The sequence below is a fragment of the Labrenzia sp. THAF35 genome (assembly GCF_009363595.1).
Classification (GTDB): Bacteria; Pseudomonadota; Alphaproteobacteria; order Rhizobiales; family Stappiaceae; genus Roseibium; species Roseibium algicola.
This window is the reverse complement of record NZ_CP045380.1, coordinates 4,207,978-4,228,730: the sequence shown is the minus strand read 5'-3', so window position 1 is coordinate 4,228,730 and position 20,753 is coordinate 4,207,978. Positions and strand designations below refer to the sequence as shown.

22 protein-coding genes are annotated in these 20,753 nt (G+C 57.3%); 6 read left to right on the top strand and 16 right to left on the bottom strand.

The window, feature by feature from the left end:
• Positions 1 to 50 precede the first annotated feature (50 nt).
• The 3 genes from FIU93_RS31455 to FIU93_RS19365 all read left to right on the top strand — a co-directional run bounded on the left by FIU93_RS31455 (position 51) and on the right by FIU93_RS19365 (position 1,655).
• Complete coding sequence (locus FIU93_RS31455) at positions 51 to 212, top strand: hypothetical protein (RefSeq protein WP_156912487.1); 162 nt, start codon at positions 51 to 53, stop codon at positions 210 to 212.
• 86 nt (positions 213 to 298) lie between these two features.
• A complete protein-coding gene (locus tag FIU93_RS19370) occupies positions 299 to 631 on the top strand; it encodes a hypothetical protein (protein ID WP_152506469.1) in 333 nt (110 codons plus the stop codon).
• On the top strand, positions 606 to 1,655 hold the full coding sequence (locus tag FIU93_RS19365) for an aminotransferase class I/II-fold pyridoxal phosphate-dependent enzyme (RefSeq protein ID WP_152506468.1): 1,050 nt from the start codon (positions 606 to 608) through the stop codon (positions 1,653 to 1,655). The genes FIU93_RS19370 and FIU93_RS19365 overlap by 26 nt, the downstream gene beginning before the upstream one ends.
• On the opposite strand, the gene lpxB is transcribed toward FIU93_RS19365, so the two are convergent.
• The 14 genes from lpxB to rpsB form a co-directional block, all read right to left on the bottom strand.
• The gene (gene lpxB / locus FIU93_RS19360) at positions 1,636 to 2,808 is read right to left on the bottom strand and encodes a lipid-A-disaccharide synthase (RefSeq protein WP_286185405.1); all 1,173 of its coding nucleotides are present in this window, start codon (positions 2,806 to 2,808) and stop codon (positions 1,636 to 1,638) included. The genes FIU93_RS19365 and lpxB overlap by 20 nt on opposite strands.
• An 11-nt stretch (positions 2,809 to 2,819) precedes the next feature.
• Positions 2,820 to 3,725, bottom strand: a complete 906-nt coding sequence (gene lpxI / locus FIU93_RS19355; protein WP_152506466.1) for a UDP-2,3-diacylglucosamine diphosphatase LpxI — start codon at positions 3,723 to 3,725, stop codon at positions 2,820 to 2,822.
• A 3-nt stretch (positions 3,726 to 3,728) separates the two neighbouring features.
• The gene (gene lpxA / locus FIU93_RS19350; protein WP_031268426.1) at positions 3,729 to 4,526 is read right to left on the bottom strand and encodes an acyl-ACP--UDP-N-acetylglucosamine O-acyltransferase; all 798 of its coding nucleotides are present in this window, start codon (positions 4,524 to 4,526) and stop codon (positions 3,729 to 3,731) included.
• A gap of 6 nt (positions 4,527 to 4,532) precedes the next feature.
• A complete protein-coding gene (gene fabZ / locus FIU93_RS19345; RefSeq protein ID WP_022998467.1) occupies positions 4,533 to 4,997 on the bottom strand; it encodes a 3-hydroxyacyl-ACP dehydratase FabZ in 465 nt (154 codons plus the stop codon).
• Positions 4,998 to 5,046: 49 nt separating this feature from the next.
• The gene (gene lpxD, locus FIU93_RS19340) at positions 5,047 to 6,084 is read right to left on the bottom strand and encodes a UDP-3-O-(3-hydroxymyristoyl)glucosamine N-acyltransferase (RefSeq protein ID WP_055656567.1); all 1,038 of its coding nucleotides are present in this window, start codon (positions 6,082 to 6,084) and stop codon (positions 5,047 to 5,049) included.
• 79 nt (positions 6,085 to 6,163) lie between these two features.
• A complete protein-coding gene (gene bamA, locus FIU93_RS19335; RefSeq protein ID WP_031268423.1) occupies positions 6,164 to 8,545 on the bottom strand; it encodes an outer membrane protein assembly factor BamA in 2,382 nt (793 codons plus the stop codon).
• Between the two features lie 164 nt (positions 8,546 to 8,709).
• On the bottom strand, positions 8,710 to 9,852 hold the full coding sequence (gene rseP / locus FIU93_RS19330) for an RIP metalloprotease RseP (protein WP_055654491.1): 1,143 nt from the start codon (positions 9,850 to 9,852) through the stop codon (positions 8,710 to 8,712).
• Positions 9,853 to 9,964: 112 nt separating this feature from the next.
• Positions 9,965 to 11,164 (bottom strand): 1-deoxy-D-xylulose-5-phosphate reductoisomerase, encoded by a 1,200-nt coding sequence (locus FIU93_RS19325; RefSeq protein WP_152506465.1) that lies wholly within the window; start codon positions 11,162 to 11,164, stop codon positions 9,965 to 9,967.
• A gap of 16 nt (positions 11,165 to 11,180) precedes the next feature.
• The gene (locus FIU93_RS19320) at positions 11,181 to 12,023 is read right to left on the bottom strand and encodes a phosphatidate cytidylyltransferase (RefSeq protein WP_055654495.1); all 843 of its coding nucleotides are present in this window, start codon (positions 12,021 to 12,023) and stop codon (positions 11,181 to 11,183) included.
• 15 nt (positions 12,024 to 12,038) lie between these two features.
• A complete protein-coding gene (locus tag FIU93_RS19315) occupies positions 12,039 to 12,806 on the bottom strand; it encodes an isoprenyl transferase (protein WP_022998461.1) in 768 nt (255 codons plus the stop codon).
• Between the two features lie 31 nt (positions 12,807 to 12,837).
• Entirely contained in the window at positions 12,838 to 13,401 is a 564-nt protein-coding gene (gene frr / locus FIU93_RS19310; protein ID WP_022998460.1) for a ribosome recycling factor, read from the bottom strand.
• A gap of 111 nt (positions 13,402 to 13,512) precedes the next feature.
• Complete coding sequence (pyrH, locus tag FIU93_RS19305; RefSeq protein WP_022998459.1) at positions 13,513 to 14,232, bottom strand: UMP kinase; 720 nt, start codon at positions 14,230 to 14,232, stop codon at positions 13,513 to 13,515.
• A 69-nt stretch (positions 14,233 to 14,301) separates the two neighbouring features.
• Positions 14,302 to 15,219: a translation elongation factor Ts gene (gene tsf / locus FIU93_RS19300; protein ID WP_062488667.1), complete on the bottom strand. Its 918-nt coding sequence runs from the start codon at positions 15,217 to 15,219 to the stop codon at positions 14,302 to 14,304.
• Positions 15,220 to 15,363: 144 nt separating this feature from the next.
• Positions 15,364 to 16,164, bottom strand: a complete 801-nt coding sequence (gene rpsB / locus FIU93_RS19295) for a 30S ribosomal protein S2 (protein ID WP_031268422.1) — start codon at positions 16,162 to 16,164, stop codon at positions 15,364 to 15,366.
• A 321-nt stretch (positions 16,165 to 16,485) separates the two neighbouring features.
• On the opposite strand from rpsB, the gene FIU93_RS19290 reads away from it, so the two are divergent.
• Positions 16,486 to 16,887 carry a VOC family protein gene (locus FIU93_RS19290; protein WP_209010170.1) on the top strand — a complete coding sequence of 134 codons (402 nt, stop codon included), beginning with the start codon at positions 16,486 to 16,488 and terminating at the stop codon, positions 16,885 to 16,887.
• Between the two features lie 67 nt (positions 16,888 to 16,954).
• On the opposite strand, the gene FIU93_RS19285 is transcribed toward FIU93_RS19290, so the two are convergent.
• Positions 16,955 to 17,317, bottom strand: coding sequence for a cupin domain-containing protein (locus tag FIU93_RS19285; RefSeq protein WP_152507640.1), 363 nt, complete (start codon positions 17,315 to 17,317; stop codon positions 16,955 to 16,957).
• A 24-nt stretch (positions 17,318 to 17,341) separates the two neighbouring features.
• Between FIU93_RS19285 and FIU93_RS31890 the strand changes: the two genes are divergently transcribed.
• Positions 17,342 to 17,803, top strand: a complete 462-nt coding sequence (locus FIU93_RS31890; RefSeq protein ID WP_152506463.1) for a winged helix-turn-helix domain-containing protein — start codon at positions 17,342 to 17,344, stop codon at positions 17,801 to 17,803.
• Complete coding sequence (locus FIU93_RS19275; protein WP_173017356.1) at positions 17,695 to 18,891, top strand: PLP-dependent aminotransferase family protein; 1,197 nt, start codon at positions 17,695 to 17,697, stop codon at positions 18,889 to 18,891. Before FIU93_RS31890 ends, FIU93_RS19275 begins: the two co-directional genes overlap by 109 nt.
• Positions 18,892 to 18,910: 19 nt before the next feature.
• Here the strand turns inward: FIU93_RS19275 and atzF are convergent, their stop codons facing one another.
• Positions 18,911 to 20,749, bottom strand: coding sequence for an allophanate hydrolase (gene atzF / locus FIU93_RS19270; protein ID WP_152506461.1), 1,839 nt, complete (start codon positions 20,747 to 20,749; stop codon positions 18,911 to 18,913).
• Between the last annotated feature and the right edge of the window lie 4 nt (positions 20,750 to 20,753).

Here is a 20,753-nt window from a genome sequence, read left to right as displayed (position 1 = left end):
TCCATAATTTCCTTCTTGTTTCCGCATTCATTGAATTGGGAGAAAATCACATGAAAAATCTCTTGAAACTCTACCAACAAGCAAATCGTTTTCCGCACGACATCAACCAGGCCGACAGCAAGGCTCTCTGCTACGGCGGTCATTGCGTTGTACACATTGATCCCTCTGCCGAGGTCGAAACGGCCGACCGTAAAACGTCAGAAAAGAAGTAACCCTTCCAACATTTAACCGTTTCCCGGGCGAAAAGGTGAGCCTTCGTTCGCCCCGGAAATCGGGCATCAAGGAGAAAGGGAATGCGATGCCGTCAGCTGAATTTGCCTTGCGCTTCGATACTGTCGATGAGCTTGATCTGGAATGCATCATCACCAAGTTGACTGCCTCGGATACCGCCGGCGGATACAACTGGCCTGTCTCCTCGGCCCGCAAGGTTGAAGAGGCCTACAGGTCGTTCCTCAAATCTGCCAGAGACCAGATGCAATGTGGCGCCGACACGAGTGTGCACCTGCAGCCAACCCACGTCGTCGATATCTTCTGGCACACCCACATCCTCTTCACGCGAAAATACTTCAAGGACTGCGAAGCGGTCTTCGGACAATATCTGCACCATGAACCAGTTTTGCCCAGCCAGTAACCGTCTCAAACACCCGAGAACTGCTGCGCCCTTCAGGCTGGATCATCTTCTGAAGGAGCGCCAGGACCTTTTCAGGTGGCCCAAAACCTTCGAAGCTGACATTCATGCAATAACTGCCCACATTGGCGAAGCTGCCAGCGCGGGCGTACTGACCGGGATTGAAACGGACCTTCAGGAAAAAGCCGAGAGAGCAGCGCGCACTGCCTTGGGACTTTCGGATGGTGTCTCGGCTGTCTTCGGCCACAGTATTATCCAGCTCCTGGAGCAGGTTCTGATCACCCGATCCGAGAACCATCCAGTGTCGACCTTGAACAGGGATTTCTTCCTGTTCGACAAGACCTTGATGAAACTCGGTATCGCACAGGAGAAGTTCCCGACACTGGACGAGCTGATCAGGAAATCTCCTTCGCATCACACTGTCCTGCTAAGTGCCCCAAACAATCCGACCACGCAGGATCTTTCACCCTGTGAACTGGAGAGCCTGGTGAGTGCCAGAGAAGGACTGGTGCTCCTGGACGAGGCTTACGTGCTTTTCTCAAAAGCCCCAGAACACCGCCTCGCCTTTTTGAAGAAGCATCCCAACCTGGTTCTTTTGCGCGGCACCTCAAAGAGCGGTCTCGCGGGCATAGGACTTGGCTACATGCTTTGTTGCGAGACAACTGCCGTGGAGTTCCTCCAGTCGCGCGTGAGCAGTATGATAAGTGCCATTCAAGCAGCCATGGCGATACGCTTGTTCGGCAAATACGATGAGCTCCGGCGCATGGCAGCCCGTCTCGCAGGCATGCGCGACGACACTGGACGCAGGATCGCGCAGGAGACCCGATGCCATCCGGTTTCTGGCAGTTGTGACTTTCTTCTGTTACGCACCGGACGCAGCGATTGCAGCGAAATCGTCAGCACGATGAATGACAGTGGAATACCCGCACTCGCCTATCAACGGCTGCCCGGCTATGAAGACGCGGTGAAACTGTTCCCCGCCGCTTTTGAGCGAGGCGACGACATCGTCAGGATTCTGTCTTCATAGCAGCAAGCACGACATCGGCCGCAGCCCCGCGCTGGCTATGCCCGTCCGGCAAGCGCATGACATCATCAAGCTTTTGCAGATGCTCGATCTGTTTCTGGCGTTCAGGACCGCTGTTCAGAAGCTCAACGAGATGGTTCGCCAGCACCTTTGGCTGCACTTCCTCATCAAGGAACTCCGGGATGGCTTTTGTTCCCAGGATGATGTTTGGCAGGACAAAGGAATCAACGCTCGAGAATTTGAAGACCCGGTTGAGTTCCTTCATCCGTCTGAAAAACCAGTCGACTTTGTAGGCAACGACCATCGGAACGCCTGATAGAGCCAACTCAAGTGAAACAGTGCCGGACGCGGCCAAGGCTGCGTGCGCCTTTCGGAAGGCCGCCCGCTTGGCGTCCAGGCCGGTCACAATCTCGACCGGAACAGGCCAATGGGCCGTATCCTGCCGGATCTTGTCTTCAAGGTGCGCGACTGCCGGCAGAATAACCTTGAGCCCGGGCAACTTTTCTTTGACGATCGCAACAGTCTTAGCGAAGTCGCCTAGCAACCTGTCAATTTCGCTTCGCCGGCTCCCCGGCAGCACAAGCAGGATCTTCTCGTCTGCCTCTACAGGCGCTCTTTCGCCAACCGAGGGGCGCAGTTCGGATGCGATTTCACTCAAGGGATGGCCAACGTAATGGGTGCGCGGGCCACCGAGCTTGCGGTGCACATCAGGTTCAAACGGCAACAAGGCCAGAAGGTCGTCGACGTAGACGCTCATCTTGCGGGCCCGGCCTGGACGCCAAGCCCAGACAGAAGGTGAAACATAACCGACGATGGGTATGTGCGGCGCGCGCTTGCGCACGCGCTTGGCAACGTTATGCGTGAAGTCCGGACTGTCAACGATAACCAGAATATCCGGATTGGCCGCAACCACGGCATCCACGGTCTGGTAGACCCGCCTGATGATCAACGGCAATCTGGCGAGGACTGCCGTCAATCCCATGACGGAAACATCAGACATGTCAAAGAAGCTTTTGAGGCCCAGAGACATCATCCGTTCGCCGCCGACACCGCAGTAACGAACACCTACGCCCAACCGTTCGTTGAGCGCCTTCATCAATTCCGACCCGAGCTGGTCACCAGATTCTTCGCCTGCAACCAGGCAAATCGTGGGCATTTTTCCTGTCATCACGAACGCTCGTCCGATTGTCCCTTTGAGGTGACCCCGAAACTGGTGCCGTGCTCTATACCGATGACAAAAAGGCCGGCATTATCCGCCTTCTTGAGCGTCTCTTCCTTTTCCGCGATCAGTGCGCCACTCGCCTCAACTGCAATGCCGGCAAGGCCTGCTGCAGCTGCGAGGTCAATAGTCATCGGGCCGACGGTTGGAAGATCCACCCGCAAGTCCTGGTTCGGCTTTGCTGTCTTTACCAAGACACCCGCGCGGCCTTTGGAACGGATCCTGCCAATACGCTTGAGCTCTGCGCAGCGCTGCAGCATGGCGTCGGTCCCTTCTGCCCCCTCAAGCGCAACAACCCGCCCACCAACAGCAATCGCCGCCTGACCGATATCGAGTTCACCGAGCTTTTCCGTCGCCCGCAAGGCCAGCTCAGCGTCCCGCCAGTCTCCCTGGTTCGGCTGAACTTTGCCAAGCACACCACTTGAGGCAAGCAGTTGCGGCGCCACATCCTTGATCCCCACAACGCGATACCCCTCAACTTCAAACAGCCGGATCACCTTGGTCAACAGACTGTCATCACCGCCGGCCAGTGCCCGGATAATCGTCGGCAATCGCTTCAATGTGCCCAAATCGCCAAGTATGGACGTGAAATCAGGGCGCTTGGAGACACCTCCGATCAGAAGCACGTCCCGGCACCCGGTCTTTTTCAGAAATTTGTAAAGCCGGCCGATTTCACCCCAGCCGAGTTCGGTATCGGCCTGCGCCCGCGTGCGTTCATCAGCCTCGCCCTTGATAGCGATAATCCTGAATTCACGTCCGGCGCTGCTGAGCGCTTCAGCGATCTGACAGGGCAGACTGCCATTGCCTGCGATCAGGGCAAGGCGTGGCTCCAGTCCCGTATCTGCCCTGTTCATCCGTCAGTCTTCGCTGCGCGGTGTGCAGAACCGGCGGTCTTCCTTTTCAAGGATAAAGTCGGTAACCGTCTTGACCAGGGGCTGATCGGCGCCTTCTGCAGCAACAGCTTCGGCCCGGCTGCGCAAGGTTCCTTCGGTGCTCTCAAACAGCGCGCGATAAGCGGCCCGCAAAGCGTGGATCTGCTCCCGAGGCAAGCCCTTGCGCTTGAGACCGACCAGATTGAGACCGGCAAGACGTGCGCGGTCACCGATCACAGAACCATAGGGAATGACGTCGAATTCGACCCCGGTCATTCCGCCGACGATCGCACCGGTTCCAACGCGAGACCATTGCCGGACCGCACTCAAGCCGCCCAGAATGACGAAGTCGTCAAGCTCGACGTGACCTGCAAGCGTGGCGTTGTTCGCCAGAATTGCGTGATTGCCGACCTGACAATCGTGGCCGACATGCGAGCTCATCATGAACAGGCAATTGTCACCGACCCTGGTATAGCCACCGCCACCTTCCGTACCGGGGCTCATGGTGACATGTTCACGAATCTGATTGTTGGCGCCGATTTCAAGAAAGCTCACTTCACCCGCGAACTTGAGATCTTGTGGCTTGTGACCAATGCTGGCGAAGGGAAAGATATGCGTTTTGGCACCCACACTCGTGTGGCCCGTGACGACGACATGCGACTCCAGGATAACTCCGTCAGCAAGTTTCACGTTCGGGCCAACTGTAGAATAAGGCCCGATTCGAACGCCCTCGCCGATTACGGCCCCGTCTTCGACTATGGCCGTTGGATGTATGTCAGTCATATTTCCTCACGCATCTACCAGCATGGCGCTGACTTCAGCTTCTGCGACCTTGTTGCCATCTACCTTGGCAACGGCGTCGAACTTCCAGATGTTGGAGCGTTGCTTGATCTTCTTGACGTGGAAATGAACCTGATCACCAGGCTCAACAGGCCGGCGGAACTTCGCCTTGTCGATGGTCATGAAATAGACAAGCTGCGGCGGCGCATCGTCACCACGGGCATGAACGCAAAGGGCCCCGGCTGTCTGTGCCATGGCTTCGATCAGAAGAACACCCGGGAAAACGGGCCGCTCCGGAAAATGTCCGGTGAAGTGCGGTTCGTTGATGGTGACGTTCTTGATGCCGATGCAGCTGTTGTCCCCATCCATCTCGATGATCTTGTCGATCAGAAGAAAAGGATACCTGTGCGGCAGCAGCTTCATGATCCGCATGATGTCTGCGCTGGCAAGTGTTTTGTTTTCTGCGTCTTCCATATAATACCCCTTGGCGAATTACCGCCGCAAAGTCCTGTTTGTATTCCGTTTACGATCCGCCGCCACGCTCTGCAAGCTTTCTGACGGCAGCGACTTCACGGAACCACTGTTTGACCGGCTTTGCGGGCGTGCCGCCGTAGCGTCCCCCGGCAGGCAAATCATCGTTGACTACGCTCACCGCGGCCACCTGCGACCCCATGCCGATCGTTACGTGACCACGCACACCGGTTTGCCCGCCAATGGCGACGAAATCCTCGAGCGTGCAGCTTCCGGAAAGACCGACCTGAGAAACGATCACGCAGTGACGTCCGACCACGACATTGTGGCCAATCTGAACCTGGTTATCGATCTTCGTGCCTTCGCCGATGATGGTATCCCGGTTTGCGCCACGATCGATGGTGGTGTTGGCGCCGATTTCAACGTCGTCCTGAATGATCACGCGGCCAACCTGGGGTACCTTGAGATGCCCCATCGGCCCCATCGCATAGCCAAAGCCATCCTGACCGCAGCAAACGCCAGGATGCATATAGACGCGGTTGCCAAGCACGGTGTGCTGAACCGTGCAATTCGAACCGATCACACAGTCCCGGCCAATCTTGACGCCCTGTCCGATGACAGCGTTGGCCCGGATCACAGTGCCCGCGCCGATCTCTGCCCCTGCACCGATCACGACACCAGGTTCGACCGTGACATTGTCTTCCAGCGACGCAGCCGGATCGATTACAGCCCGTTCTGAAATGACTGCGGCGCCAGGTTCTACCGGTACCATGGCTGCTGGATAAAGTTTGGCGAGAACCTTCGCCCAGGAGCGATAGGCATCTGAACATACAAGAACAGCAACGCCCTCCGGCACCTTGTCCTTGTGTTTCCGGTTGACCAGGCATGCAGCTGCCGTGGTCCCGTCCAGTTGTTTCAGGTAAGCGGTGTTGTCGAAGAACACCAGAGCACCGGGCGTGGCATCTTCCAATGGCGCTACACCTGTTATTTCCAGGGTAGGTTCGCCGCGAGCGATCTCAGCTTCCGCCCACGTTGCGATGTCTGAAAGAGAGACCGGAGCCGGAGACTCAAAAAATTTTGGCTCGGACATGATGTTATCCTTCTTGCCAGCCAACAAAAACGGCCGCCGAACGTGTCGGCGGCCGTTTTTTATCCTATGTGACCGCAGTTTAGAAGCGCGTACCGCCGCTCAACCGGAAAATCTGCGTTTTGTCGGAGTCGTCTTTGACGATCGGGTAAGCAAAGTCTGCCCGCAGAGGTCCGAACGGAGAGTTCCAGCGGATACCTGCACCAACCGACGCACGAACGTTGAAGTCGTTCGAGTCGATCTGGCCACCGTTGGTTTCCACCAGGTTCACCAGGCTGCTGTCGGCATCCCACAGCGAACCGGCATCGGCAAACACTGCACCACTCAGGCCGAATTCCTTCGGGATGACCGGGAACGGGAACCGGGTTTCGGCAGTTGCCGCGAAGTAGAACCGACCACCGATAGCGTCTTCGGTCGTTGCGTCACGCGGGCCGATACCCTGGTTCTCAAAGCCACGAACGAGAGTGCCACCAAGCATAAACTGTTCGGACACACGCAGACGCTCATCACCAAGGGCCATGATGTTACCACCACGCACCGACAGGCTACCGATCAGACCGTAGTCAGCCAGGATTTCCTTGTAGGCGCGAGCCTGAGCTTCGGTCTTGATGTAGAAGCTGTCGCCACCCAGACCAGCAATTTCCTGACCGAAGGAAGCATAGATACCGTCAGACGGATCCAGGATTCGGTCGAGCGTGTTGTAACGCAGCTCGTAGCCAACCAGAGACGTCAGGTAGGTGCCGAGGGAGTCACAGACCGCCAGGGAAAGGCTTGCGGTGTCACAGTTGTTGATGTTGGTCGAGTTGTTGTCAGGATCGGAGTTCTTCTCCTGGAAGATGTTGTAGAACAGACGGACAGTCAGCTCATCTTCCCGAAGCGGCAGAGTGAAACCGAACCCGCCACCGGTCTTCTTCTGATCGAAGGAACGGTAGTCGTTGGCATCATCCACCTTGCGATAGAGGTCCAGATCAAGGGCAACACGGCGCCCCATGAAGAACGGTTCAACGAAACGGAACTCGTAGGACTGGGTGTCCGTACCGCCGCCAACAGCGAGCTTCACGAACTGGCCACGGCCCAGGAAGTTCTTCTCGGTCAGCGAAATGTCACCAATGACACCGTCAACCGTCGAATAACCGACACCGAAGGAGATTTCACCAGTCGGCTTTTCTTCGACGCGAACGTTCACGACAACGCGATCAGGTGCACTGCCCTGCTGCGTCGTGATGGAAACCTTCTCGAAGAAACCGAGATTGCGCAGACGGCGTTCCGCCTTGTCGACAAGCGCACGGTTGAACGCATCGCCTTCAGCAATGTCGAACTCGCGGCGAATGACATACTCACGGGTACGGTCGTTGCCGATCACGTTGATCCGCTCGATGTAGGCGCGAGGACCTTCTTCGATGTAGTAGATCAGGGAGATCGTGTTGTTGTCGTAGTCACGAGCACCACGCGGACGGACACGAGCAAAGGCATAACCTTCTTCCGACACGCGAAGCGTGATGTCTTCGACAGACTGTTCGACGCGCAGCGAGTTGAAGGTCTGACCACTCTTGGTACGGATCAGGCGACGAAGATCTTCCGGATCAACGTCGGCAATCGTGGAAACGATCTCGACATCGCCAATCTCGTACTTCTCGCCCTCTTCCACCGTGAAGGTCACGTAGAAGATGTTCTGCTCGCGATCGAGGTCTGCGCTGGTGGAGACGATACGGAAGTCCGCATAGCCCTTCTTGTTGTAGTACTGACGCAGCAACTCCTCGTCCGCAGCCAAACGGTCCGGATCGTAGGTGTCGGTGCTGCGCAGCCAGCTCAGAAGGCCGCTTTCGCGTGTACGGATGACATCGCGCAGGCGGCCGTCGCTGAATGCGGAGTTGCCGATGAAGCTGATACGCTCGACGCCGGTCTTGGCACCTTCGTTGATCTCGAACACGAGATCGACACGGTTCTGACCACGATCGATGATCTGCGGCTCGACGGACGCGCCATAGCGGCCGGAGCGACGATAAGCTTCAAGAATATTCTGGACGTCAGCCTGAACCTTGGCACGGGACAGCATCGAGCGCGGCTGAGACCGTACGGCGGTTTCCAGCGCGCTGTCCTTGATCTTCCGGTTACCTTCGAAAGAGACCCTGTTGATGATCGGGTTCTCGGTAACCGTCACAACGACAACGCTGCCACGCGGGGTGATGTCGACCGTTGCAAAAAGGCCGGTTGCGTAGAGCGCCTTCAGTGACTCGTCGACATCGAACGCGCTGTAGGAGCGTCCGGGAACGATGGTCATGTAACTGACAACGGTTTCATCCTCGACACGGGTATTGCCACGCACGTCAATGCTTCTGGCCACCGCTGCCTGTGCCTGTGAAACCAGGGACACCGGCCCGAAAGCTTTCGGCAAAACCGTCCCGATCGAAAATACGGCAACCGCCAACAGTACGGCCCGTGTAAGTCTCTGCAATCGCTGCATTATTGCGCTATGCCTTTGTTTTTAATACCCCTCCCGAGAATCCGCACTCACCCCAGCAGATTCTCGGAACCGACGAGTGTTTTATAGGTTTTTACCGATAACGCAACCGCCCTTCCGGGCGGAAAGCGATTTAGTCTGAAGACGTTGCGTCAATGTCACGGGTGTCATGAATTGGTTCCCACGAGCCGCATGATATCCTTCCATGTGACGAACACCATCAGCATGAGAACAAGTCCCAGACCGATCCGGAAACCAACGTCCTGCACCCTTTCGCTGAGCGGTTTGCCACGCAGGGCTTCTGCAGCGAAGTAAACGAGGTGTCCACCGTCGAGAATCGGCACCGGCGCCAGGTTGATCAGACCGATGCTGACAGAAAGTACGGCCGCCAGAGAAATGAGCGGAAGGAACCCGAGATCTGCGACCTGCCCGGAGATCTGGGCCACGCGGATCGGACCACCAAGCTGGTCCGCCGACTGCCGCTGGGAAATGATGCCCCAGATATAGCTGACCGTGCTTTCGATGATGCGCCAGGTTTCCGCAGTCCCTTCAAGAGCCGCTTCGCCGAGCCCGTATTTGATGTGAATGAGATGAGACGGATCGGACACGCCGCGAAGGCTGATATCGCCGGCCACCTGCCTCTCACCGAAAAAGACTTCTTTCTCCTTCGCGTCGGGCGTAACGGTCAAAGTGACGTCTTGCCCGCCCCGTTCGACTTCGAAAACGAGAGGCGTGTTGGCGTTCATCAGGACGATCTGACGCATCTCGCCGAACGTCTGGATAGGCCTGCCGTCGATTTCCTTCACGATATCGCCGGCCAGAAGCCCGTCGCGCTCGGCTGCGCCGCCCGCAAAAACCTGTTCGACGACAGGCTCGAAACCCTGTTTGCCGGAGGTTACGAAGAGAGCGGTAAAGATCACGATTGCGAGAAGGAAGTTGGCGATGGGCCCCGCGGCTACAACGGCCATGCGTTGCCAGACCGGTTTGGCGATGAAAGCCGTTTTCCGGTCCTCTTCGCTCATCTGCGCAATCGCTTCACGGCTTGGTACGCTTGCCGCATTTTCATCGCCGGCGAACTTGACGTAGCCACCAAGCGGAATCCAGCAGAGTTTCCAACGAGTTCCCTTCCGGTCATTAAAACCGAAAAGCTCACGCCCGAAGCCGACGGAAAAAGCATCCACCTTTACGTTGCACCAACGAGCCACAGCGAAATGGCCGAGCTCATGGAAGAAGACGACGATTGTAAGCACAAAAAGAAAGGGAATGATTGTGCCGACTATCAGGGAATAGGCGGAAACGAGAAGGTCCATGAACTGTGTCCGATCCTGCGCAGCTAGGATTGTTTTGAAGGATTGTACTAAAAAGAAAATTACGGCGTGTTAATGGTGGGAGACCAAAAATTCAGGGCCTTCAACACCCCGATTACCGTGTTCTTATCCATTCACCAGTCTTCTGCCGTGCTTCTGCGTCGATGGCAAGAACATCCTCGACGCCGGCAGCGTCCGTCAGCTTGCCGCCTGCCCCCATCGCATCCAGCACCTCTTCAATGGCAGCCGGAATGTCCATGAAGCCGATCCGGCCCTTCAGAAAAGCGTCCACGGCAACCTCATCTGCAGCGTTAAGCACAGCCGGTGCCATTCCCCCTGCCCGCATGGCTTCCAGTGCAAGACGGAGCGCCGGGAACCGGTCGAGATCCGGGGCTTCAAAAGTGAGTGTGCCGAGTTCGGCAAGATCCAGACGTTTCACCGGAACGTTCATCCGGCGGGGAAAGGCAAGGCAGTGGGCGATCGGCGTGCGCATGTCCGGACTGCCGAGTTGAGCCAGCAGGGATCCGTCCTTGTATTGCACAAGTCCGTGAACCGTCGATTGCGGATGGACCAGCACGCCAAGTTGATCGTGGGCGACCGGAAAAAGATGGGACGCTTCGATAACCTCGAAGCCCTTGTTCATCATCGTTGCGCTGTCGATCGTAATGCGTGCGCCCATATCCCAGTTGGGATGCTTAAGCGCCTGCTGTGGTGTTACCCCTGCCATGTCGGCTTTCGAGACACTCCTGAACGGTCCGCCCGAAGCCGTCAGAATAATCTTCTCGACCATGTCGGCCTTGTCGGTTTCAAAAACCTGAAAGATGGCATTGTGCTCGCTGTCGACGGGCAGGAGTTCCGCCTCGGTCGCGCGGATCTTGGCCATGAACAGATCACCTGCACAAACCAGGCATTCCTTGTTGGCAAGTGCAATGCGGCGTCCTGGCCGGATCGCGGCCATGGTCGGCTTCAATCCCGCTGACCCTACAATGGCACCGACGACAATATCCGTGTCCTGCGTGACCGCTTCCAGAACGGCAGCCTCACCGGCTCCCGTTGCAATGCCGCTGCCGGCAAGCCGCTCCTTGAGCTCCGGATAACAGGTTTCCTCGGCAAGGATAGCGGAACCGGTCTTTAGCGCTTTTGCCATGTCGGCGAGGCCCGCGGCGTTCCGGTTCGCAACCAGCGCGACGACTTCATAGCTGTCCGGATTTCTTTGAATGAGATCCGCCAAGCTCTGGCCGATGGACCCAGTGGCCCCTAGAACGGTTATCCGGATTTTCGCGCCAGGGTCGCGGGCTGCAGAGGCAGCTGCCATGCCTGTTACTCCAAATTCAAATCAGACCGAGGCCGGCAATAGGGTCTGCAAGGCTGCCGCCAGCGACAAGGCCAATCAGCACGGCGAAAATGGCAGCGGCCACCAGACCGTCGATCCGGTCCATGATGCCGCCATGCCCGGGGATCAGCTTGCTGGAATCCTTGACGTCGAACCGCCGCTTGATGGCAGACTCCAGAAGGTCCCCTGCCTGAGAGACGACCGAGAGCCCGGCCGCCAGCAAAGCCCAAAGCATCAGGTCTTGCGCATTTGCGACAAAAGCAACGCCAGCGCCGAAAACCGTGGCGAGCACCAGCCCGCCAATAGCACCAGACCAGGTCTTTTTAGGTGATACACGTGGCCAGAGCTTGGGCCCACCCAATGCACGGCCGGTAAAATAGGCGAAAATGTCGGTTGCCCAGACAACAAACAGCAGGAAAAACGCGACCAGAAGCCCGTTGCTTCCTTCACGAAGTACAAGCAGCGAGAACAGTGCAAGCCCGCTGTAGAGGATCCCTTCGATGGCCCATCGTCCAGCCTTGGAGAAACCACCAAGCGCATAGGCGATGAAAGCACCAGCAACCATGGCCCCGAGACCAAGGTCAGGATGTCCGGCTACTGTCAGCACCCCAATGGCAAACAGCGTTGCAAATCCGGTGAGTGAACTGGGTGACTTTGCCTGTGTCCCGGTGATCGTGAACCACTCCCACAGGAACAGTCCGGACGCGACCAGCGTCAGCGCAGCAAAGGGCAGATTGCCCAGATAGGTGATCAGAAGAACAAGAGGCCCCAGAACGAGTGCCGAAATGAACCTGAGGCGAAGGTCGGACAGTTTTTTCGGGTTCTGGTGTGGTTCTGCCATTGCTCAAGCCGGGGGTCAGTTGGCCTTGGCGTCAAGGCCGCCGTACCGGCGCTCACGGCTGCAGAAACAGCTCAAAGCCTTGTCGAAGGCCGCCTCATCGAAGTCCGGCCAGTAAAGATCGCAGAAATAGAACTCGGAATAGGCGGCCTGCCACAGCAGGAAATTGGAAAGACGCATTTCTCCGCTGGTGCGGATGATGAGATCGGGATCCGGCAAACCGGAGGTATCCAGCGCCGCCGTGATCGCGTCTTCGGTTATCTCGGCCGGCTGCATTTCTCCAGCCTGAACCTTTGCTGCCAGCTCCTGTGCCGCCCGCACGATTTCCGACCGTGCACCATAGTTGAACGCAACGACCAGGTTCAGGCCGGTGTTGTGACGGGTCAGGTCTTCAGCTTCTTTCAGAAGCGCCAAAATCCCGGGTTCCAGATCACTGCGCCCGCCGATGATGCGGATACGCACATTGGCTTCGTGAAGCTCGCTCAGATCGCGCTGGACGAAACGGCGCAGCAGCCCCATCAGGAAAGAAACTTCAGCCTGTGGCCGGTTCCAGTTTTCGGATGAGAAGCTGTAGATCGTGATGGTTTCGATGCCGACACGGCCAGCGTGGCGGATCACCTTGCGCAGTGCGGCAAGCCCCTGTCGATGTCCCTCTGTCCGTGGCAAACCGCGCGCAGTTGCCCATCTCCCGTTGCCATCCATGATGAAGGCAACGTGACGGGGCATTTTCGCACCGGTTTCATCCGCAGCAGGTGCATGCAGGTTGCGGTCCGGGCTGACGCTCATGTGCTCCCCCAACTCACACTCCCCAGGTCGATCAGACCTGGGAAATTTCCTGCTCTTTTTTCTCCAGCATGCCGTCGACCTCAGCAATCATCTGGTCGGTCAACTTCTGCACTTCATCGGATGCGACACGGCTGTCGTCCTGGGAAATGTCACCGTCTTTTTCGGCCTTCTTGGCAGCGTCCATGCCATCGCGGCGGACGTGACGGATCGCAACTTTTGCCTGTTCGGCGTATTTGTGGGCCACCTTGATGAGCTCCTGGCGGCGTTCCTGGTTCAGCTCGGGAATCGGCAGCCGCAAAAGCATGCCGTCTACAACCGGGTTCAAACCAAGGTTGGATTCTCGAATCGCCTTTTCAACGGCCGACACCATGCTCTTGTCCCAGACCTGAACAGCCAGCATGCGAGGTTCGGGAACGGAGACGGTGGCTACCTGGTTGATCGGCATGGACTGGCCATAGGCATCAACAGTAATCGGATCCATCATGGAAGAAGAGGCGCGGCCGGTACGCAGTCCGGCAAATTCCGTTTTCAGAACCGACAAGGCTCCCTGCATGCGGCGCTTCAGATCATCAAGGTCCACACCTTCTACCGACATTTTATCCTCACTGTTGTTTTGTGCTTGGCTTAATAGAGTCTCGGCGCGCGCCAACATGGCATAAACGCACCGAAACACAAGAGCTTGAACCGGGATTGGTTCTTAAAACTTTCAGTCACCCACGACAGTGTAGGTGCCGGTTTCCTGAAGCACACTGACGAGGGCGCCGGGTGAGTGAATGGAAAACACAATGACGGGAATGGAATTGTCACGGGCCAGGGCAATGGCCGTCGTGTCCATGACTTTCAGGTTGCGGGTTATGATTTCGTCATAACCAAGGGTGTCATAGCGCTCCGCGTTCGGGTTGACCTTGGGGTCTTCGGAGTAGACGCCATCCACCTGTGTCCCCTTCAGGAAGGCGTCGCACTTCATTTCGGCAGCCCGCAGAGCCGCACCGCTGTCTGTGGTGAAGAACGGGTTGCCGGTGCCCCCTGCAAAGACGATCACATCGCCGTCTTCCATGTAGCGGTCTGCGACACGCTGCGAAAAGGTTTCACAGATCGAGGGAACGGATACGGCGGACAGAACACGGGCATTGACCTTCAGGCGGCGCAGGGCATCCGCAAGCGTCAGGCTGTTCATGATGGTGGCCAGCATGCCCATGTGGTCGCCGGTGACGCGGTTGCCACCCTTGGCGGCGACTGCAACACCGCGGAAGATGTTCCCTCCCCCGACGACAACGCCGACCTGAGCTCCAAGAGCCACTGCGTCGGCGATTTCCTTGGCGATCCTTTGCACGATGGCCGGGTCAATTCCAAAAGCCTGCGATCCCATCAGGGCCTCGCCGGAGAGTTTCAGAAGGATCCGTTTCCAGCGCAAGGAATTCGTCATGGGTGCACCCTTTTTGAAATTGTCTTTCTAAAAAAAAAGCGCCGGACTTGCCGGCGCTTTTCCTTGAGCTTACTGCCCGGTGGCTGCTGCCACCTCTGCGGCGAAGTCTTGCTCTTCCTTCTCGATCCCTTCGCCGATTGCGAAGCGGACAAAGCCGGTAAGTTTGACTTCAGCGCCGATTTCTTTAGCGAGCGCCTCTACGGCCTGCTCAACCGTCTGATCCGGGTTGATCACGAAGGCCTGCTTCACGAGGGTAACTTCCTCGTAGAATTTGCGCAAACGGCCTTCCACCATTTTTTCAATGATGTTTTCCGGCTTGCCGGATTCGCGTGCCTGCTCGGAGAAGACAGACTTCTCACGTTCGACAACGGTCGGATCCAGTTCTTCGGTGTTCAGCGACAACGGGCTGGTTGCAGCAACGTGCATGGCAATCTGACGGCCAAGGCCATTCAGCTTGTCCTTGTCACCAGTGGACTCCAGGGCCACCAGAACGCCGATCTTACCGAGACCGTCGGAAACAGCACTGTGAACGTAGGTCGCGACAACGCCTTCGTTTACAGCCAGAACCGCAGTGCGGCGCAGGGTCATGTTTTCGCCGATCGTGGCGATCGCATCGGTGATCGCTTCTGCAACCGGCTTGCCGCCAAGGTTTGCGGCGGAAACGGCTTCAACGGAACCATCGGTGCCGACGGCTACCTTGGCCACATTGGAGACCAGCTCCTGGAACCCTTCGTTGCGTGCAACGAAGTCGGTTTCGGAGTTCAGCTCGATCACGGCAGCCTTGTTGCCATCGGCGGCAACGCCGACCAGACCTTCAGCAGCCACACGGCCTGCCTTCTTGGCAGCCTTGGCCAGACCTTTGGTACGCAGCCAGTCAACAGCTGCTTCCATATCACCGCCTGCTTCAGTCAGGGCGGTCTTGCAGTCCATCATGCCAGCGCCGGATTTCTCGCGGAGCTCTTTTACCATCGCAGCGGTAATGCTCATCGATTGCCTCGTGCATGGGGGTTTCAGATGAGACACGGTTTAGCCCATGGCCTTCCGCGCCTTTATGACGGGGCTGCAACAAAATGCAGCCCGCCTTGCGAATTTCAACAGTATTCTGCCGCGGCAGACCGCGGCAGGAGAGGCTTAAGCCTCGGCAGCTGCTGCTTCAGCCGGAGCTTCTTCAGAAGCCTCAGCAAGAACTTCTTCAACCGGAGCTTCTTCGGAAGCGCCGATGTCCATGCCGGAAGCACCCTGCGCACGGGAAATACCGTCGATGGCGGCACGAGCGATCAGGTCGCAGTACAGCGAAAGAGCGCGGCCGGCATCGTCGTTACCCGGCACCGGATAGGTGATGCCTTCCGGATTGGAGTTGGAATCGAGGATCGCGGCAACCGGAATACCCAGACGACGGGCTTCCTGGATGGCAATGGCTTCGCGGTTGGTGTCGATCACGAAGATCAGGTCCGGAATGCCGCCCATGTCCTTGATACCGCCAAGGTTCCGCTCGAGCTTTTCACGCTCGCGGTCCATGAACAGACGCTCTTTCTTGGTCAGAGCGTTGGCAGCGTCGGAAGACAGGGTTTCTTCCAGCTTGCGCAGGCGCTGGATGGACTGGGAGATGGTCTTCCAGTTCGTCAGCATGCCGCCGAGCCAACGTGCGTTGACATAATACTGAGCGGAGTTGCGCGCTGCAGATGCGACAGATTCCTGTGCCTGGCGCTTGGTACCTACGATCAGAACGCGGCCACCGCCGGCAACCGTGTCGGACACGGCCTTCAGAGCCTGGTGCAGAAGCGGAACGGTCTGGGACAGGTCCATGATGTGAACATCGTTGCGTACACCAAAGATGTACTGACCCATGCGCGGGTTCCAACGGTGTTTCTGGTGACCAAAGTGAACGCCAGCTTCCAGCAGCTGACGCATGGTGAAATCGGGCAAAGACATGGCCCTTATCTCCTGAGTTTTTCCGGTTTGACCTCCGCAAGAGGATGTGGACCGGAGAGATTTCCCTTCGGCCACCGGAAGGACCCCGATAAGCTCGGTTTCCGCCCCTTGCGTGTGGAATGCGCGCCTTATAGTTGGGAAGAAATTTTATTTCAAGGCCCAAGGGCCGGTTTTCTTCAACCCAATCGCTGTTTGAAAATCGAATTTTCCCGCCCTGGCGCAAGCTCACGTTTCGATACCCTGATAAGCAGCGACATGTGTTGACGATCAATCATGTCATTTATACCTATTTTGAACTCGCCACAGCAAGGACACTCCACCGTGACCACCAAAGGCATCAACCACCTGGGCCTTACAGTCCGAGATCTGGACCAGACCACCGCCTTTTTCACCGAGCTGCTCGGCTGGCAACTGCTGGCACGTGATGACAACTACCCGCGAACAACCGTTTCCGACGGTACCGCCCGCCTGACGCTCTGGCAGGCAGACCGCACAAGGCCTGTGACGGGCTTCGACAGGAAAACCAATATCGGCCTCCACCATCTGGCCCTTGAAGTCTCAAGCGAAGAAAAGCTGCTGGAAATTGCCGAAAAGGTGAAGGCCTGGCCGGGAGTCGAGATCGAATTTATGCCGGAGCCTCTCGGCGGAGGCCCGCGCAAGCACATGATGCTGGCTGAACCCGGTGGTATCCGCATCGAATTTATCTGGCCCGCAGGGCAGTGACAGCGCGCCGAGAACTGCCTCGTTGGCCAGGCCGGAACGCACAAAAGTCCCGGCCCAAACAACCTTGTCAGATCCAGAGATCGTTTTCCTGGGTCCTGTCTCCGCCCGCATGGCCGGTATTGAGAATACCCTTCGGTTCGATCAGCAGCAGCTCGGCTTCCGATTCCGCATAAGGCTTGTGCTCGACGCCCTTCGGCACGACGTACATTTCCCCCTCGCCCAGTACAATGGCTCGATCGCGAAAATCGATGCGGATTTCGCCCTTGAGAACGATGAAGGTCTCATCCGTTTCAGGATGATCATGCCAGACGAAGTCTCCTTGAATGCGGACGATCTTGAACTGGTAATCGTTCATTTCCGCAACGACGCGCGGCGACCATAACCCTTCGAGCCTTGCAAGTTTTTCCGTGAAACGGATCGGATGTTCCATTGCCATGTCCGGCACTCCTGATTGATGAAATGTCCGACCCGGTTTGACATCTCTCCTAATATCAAAACAGATACAAAAACTCGAAAACGAACAGATACAGATGAAATGGTTTCGTTCAAATACCAGTCCGTTGCCCAGTCCCTGGCTCAGCTGATCGACAATGGCACCTTGAAGCCCGGGGAGAGGTTCCCGTCCCTCCGGCGCACCATGCGCAGTTATTCCGTTAGCCTGTCGACAGCCAACCAGGCCTATGCCCATCTCGAGGACAAAGGCTATATCCGGGCACAGGCAAAGTCCGGCTATTTCGTCACCCGTCCAGCAAGCCACAGGCTCATCGAGCCCAGTAAACAACGCCACCGGAGACCAGCCGCAGTGTCGTGTTTCAAGCTCCTTACCTGGAGATGCTCGAACATGCGTCAAACCCGGCATATGCGCCGCTTGGCTGCGCCATTCCCGCCCCGTCTCTGCTGGCCGCAGAGCCGCTGAACGCCTTGCAGGCACGCATCCTCCGCTCGAAAGGACAGCAACTCAACGCCTATGGGTCTGCTCAGGGGTTACCGGAACTCAGGAGAGAAATCGCAAAGCTTATGTGCCTGCATGGCAGCACAGTTTCCCAGGAAGAAATTGTCATTACGAGTGGCTGCACCGAAGCTTTAGGGCTCGCACTTCAAACGCTCACACAGCCGGGCGATACGATTGCCGTCGAATCGCCCGCCTATTTCGGACTGCTGCAGGTGCTCGAACGCCTGAAACTGAAGGCCTGGGAGTTGCCAACCTCGCGGGACGGCATCGATCCGTCCGCACTCGAGCTGGCACTGAAATCGGGTACCGTAACTGCCGTTGCCTTGTCGTCCAGCTTCACCAACCCACTTGGCACCATGATGCCGGAGCCTGTGAAACGTTCTGTCCTGAAGCTGCTGGACCGTTACAAGACACCCTTGATCGAAGATGATACCTACGGCGGCCTCGGGTTTGGCGGATGCCGTCCGGCACCGTTTTCCAGTCTGCCGCACGAGACCGAGATCTTCTATTGCAGCTCTTTCTCGAAAACCCTCGCCCCAGGCTACCGAACCGGCTGGATCCGCGCGCCCGGCCGCATTGCCCAAATCACCAAGGCCAAGTTCTCCGCCTCAATCTGCAACCTGTTGGCACCTCAACTGGCTTTGGCTGAATTTCTGTCATCCCGGGACTTCGAGCGCCATGTGTCTCGCATGGCCCGGAGAATGGAAACCAATGTCGCGCGCGCACGCCGGGCCATTGCACAGTCCTTTCCGGCTGGTACCAGGGTCACACATCCGGACGGCGGTTTCGTCTTGTGGATAGAAATGGACAAAAACATCAACACAACAATGCTTTATTACAAGGCCTTAAATCAAAATATCTGCTTTGCTCCTGGCAGTCTTTTCACCGCTTCAGGCCTTTATGCACATTGCCTTCGCATCAGTTGCGGCGACGTTTGGTCGGACACGCTTGAATCCGCTATTTACCGCCTGGGGACGCTGGCCTGCGAAGAGCTTGGTAATCAGCAATCAGAAGAAACATTCCGCCTACCCTCAATTTCCCGCACTGACTGAACCCTCGTATGTCAAAAGTTCAGCTTGCATGCGCGGTCAGCTTCTCGTCCGAGACATCCGGCTGGGAAACGGAAGCAACCACTGACGAAAGATAGGTTCGCCAGGAACTCAGTTCGGTGATTTCAACAGCCCCTTCAACTGCATGTCCTTCACACAAAAATCCCTTTACGTCGGTTCCGTCTTCCAGCTTGACCGTGCCGATGCACAGCGGAGCCGGAATACCCGTCATGAAACTGCCGAAGGTCTCAAGCGGCATTGCCCAGACCTCTACATTGATTGATCCGCCCGAGCCGGCCCCAACCTGCACAAGGCCCGGCCGCTTCGGAGGCCCGCCTGCAAGCGCAAAGAAACGGTATTCCGGTGCTGTCTTGCTGGATTTTACAAAGCGTGCGCGGTGAGAAATCAGCTCCTTGTTTAGCGGCAGTCCCGACATGTGGGCGCCGCAGACCGCAACAGCTATTTCACCGGCAGCGATTTCGCTTGTGGTCAGCGCAGATTTCTGCCGAGCCCAGGTCGTTGCTCCAAGCGGCCCCGCTTCCACTGTAGCGGCAAGCGCGGCGGCGGCTGCATCCTGACCGCAGCGGGCCAGAACGGTCAGGCTTCCAGGCCGGCCGTCCTGTCGCAAACCTGTTGGCACGGCAATACCGCAAAGATCGAGAAGGTTGACGAAATTCGTGTAGGTGCCAAGGCCCGAATTCGGGCCAATGGGGTCAGCGGTAATTTCTTCTACAGAGACAAATGTCGGTATCGTCGGAACGCAGAGGAAGTCGGTCTCTGCCAAAAGCTCATCACATATCCGGCGCAGGTCCTGGAGCTTGTAAAGTCCACGGAATGCGTCGACAGCGGTCAAAGAAAGACCCGGTTCGATAATTGCGCGCGTCGTCGGATGAAGCGTCTGCGGCGCATCAATCAGACGATTACCGACAGCAGCTGTACGTTCCGCGACCCAGGCCCCCTCGTAGAGCAGGCTAGCGACATCGTAAAACGGCTGAAAATCGATTTCCTGCACAACGGCCCCCTGCGTACGCAGCGATGCGATCGTTGCCCTGAAATGGTCCGCCTGAGCCATGTCACCGAAGGTTTTCAGTGAAGCATCGTCAGGGACCGCGATCCGTACAGTTCCCTGACTGGCAGACAATTGCTGGACCGGCAGCTGCCTGGAATAGGCATCTGCCGGGTCGTAGCCTGCAGCAGTCTCGAATACGGCCCATGCATCCGCAACGGTCATGGCAAAAATCGAGATCGTATCGAGGGTCCGGCATGCAGGGACCAGACCTGAGCCGGACAGAACGCCCAGGCTTGGTTTGAGCCCCACAATGCCGTTGAGGGCTGCCGGCACACGCCCGGACCCTGCCGTGTCGGTTCCCAGCGAGAAGCACGCAAAGCCGTGGGCAACAGCAACGGCCGAGCCTGAGGAAGAGCCACCGGGAACGATTTCCGGATCCACCGCGTTCAATGGCACGGGGTATGGCGTTCTCACTCCGACGAGGCCAGTCGCGAATTGATCGAGATTGGTCTTGCCAAGACAAATTGCACCCGCTTGCCGAAGACGTCCAACGACAAAAGCATCGCTATCAGCGAAATACTCGAAATCCGGGCACGCTGCAGTCGTCGGCATGCCAGCCACGTCGATATTGTCCTTGGCCACATAGGGAATTCCCCAAAGAGGCCGGTTATCGGGATTGCCAAGACTACGGGCCTCAGCAAGTGCCGTTTCTCGTGCCTGGTGAATGAAGATTCCCGGGTCGCCGATAGCATCAAGCCGCCTGAAGGCTTCTTCGATCACGGCCTCAACAGACAAGCCTTCGGCGTAGGCCTGCCGGAGCCCGGCGAGCGTGAAGGGAAGTTCGCGGATCATGTCT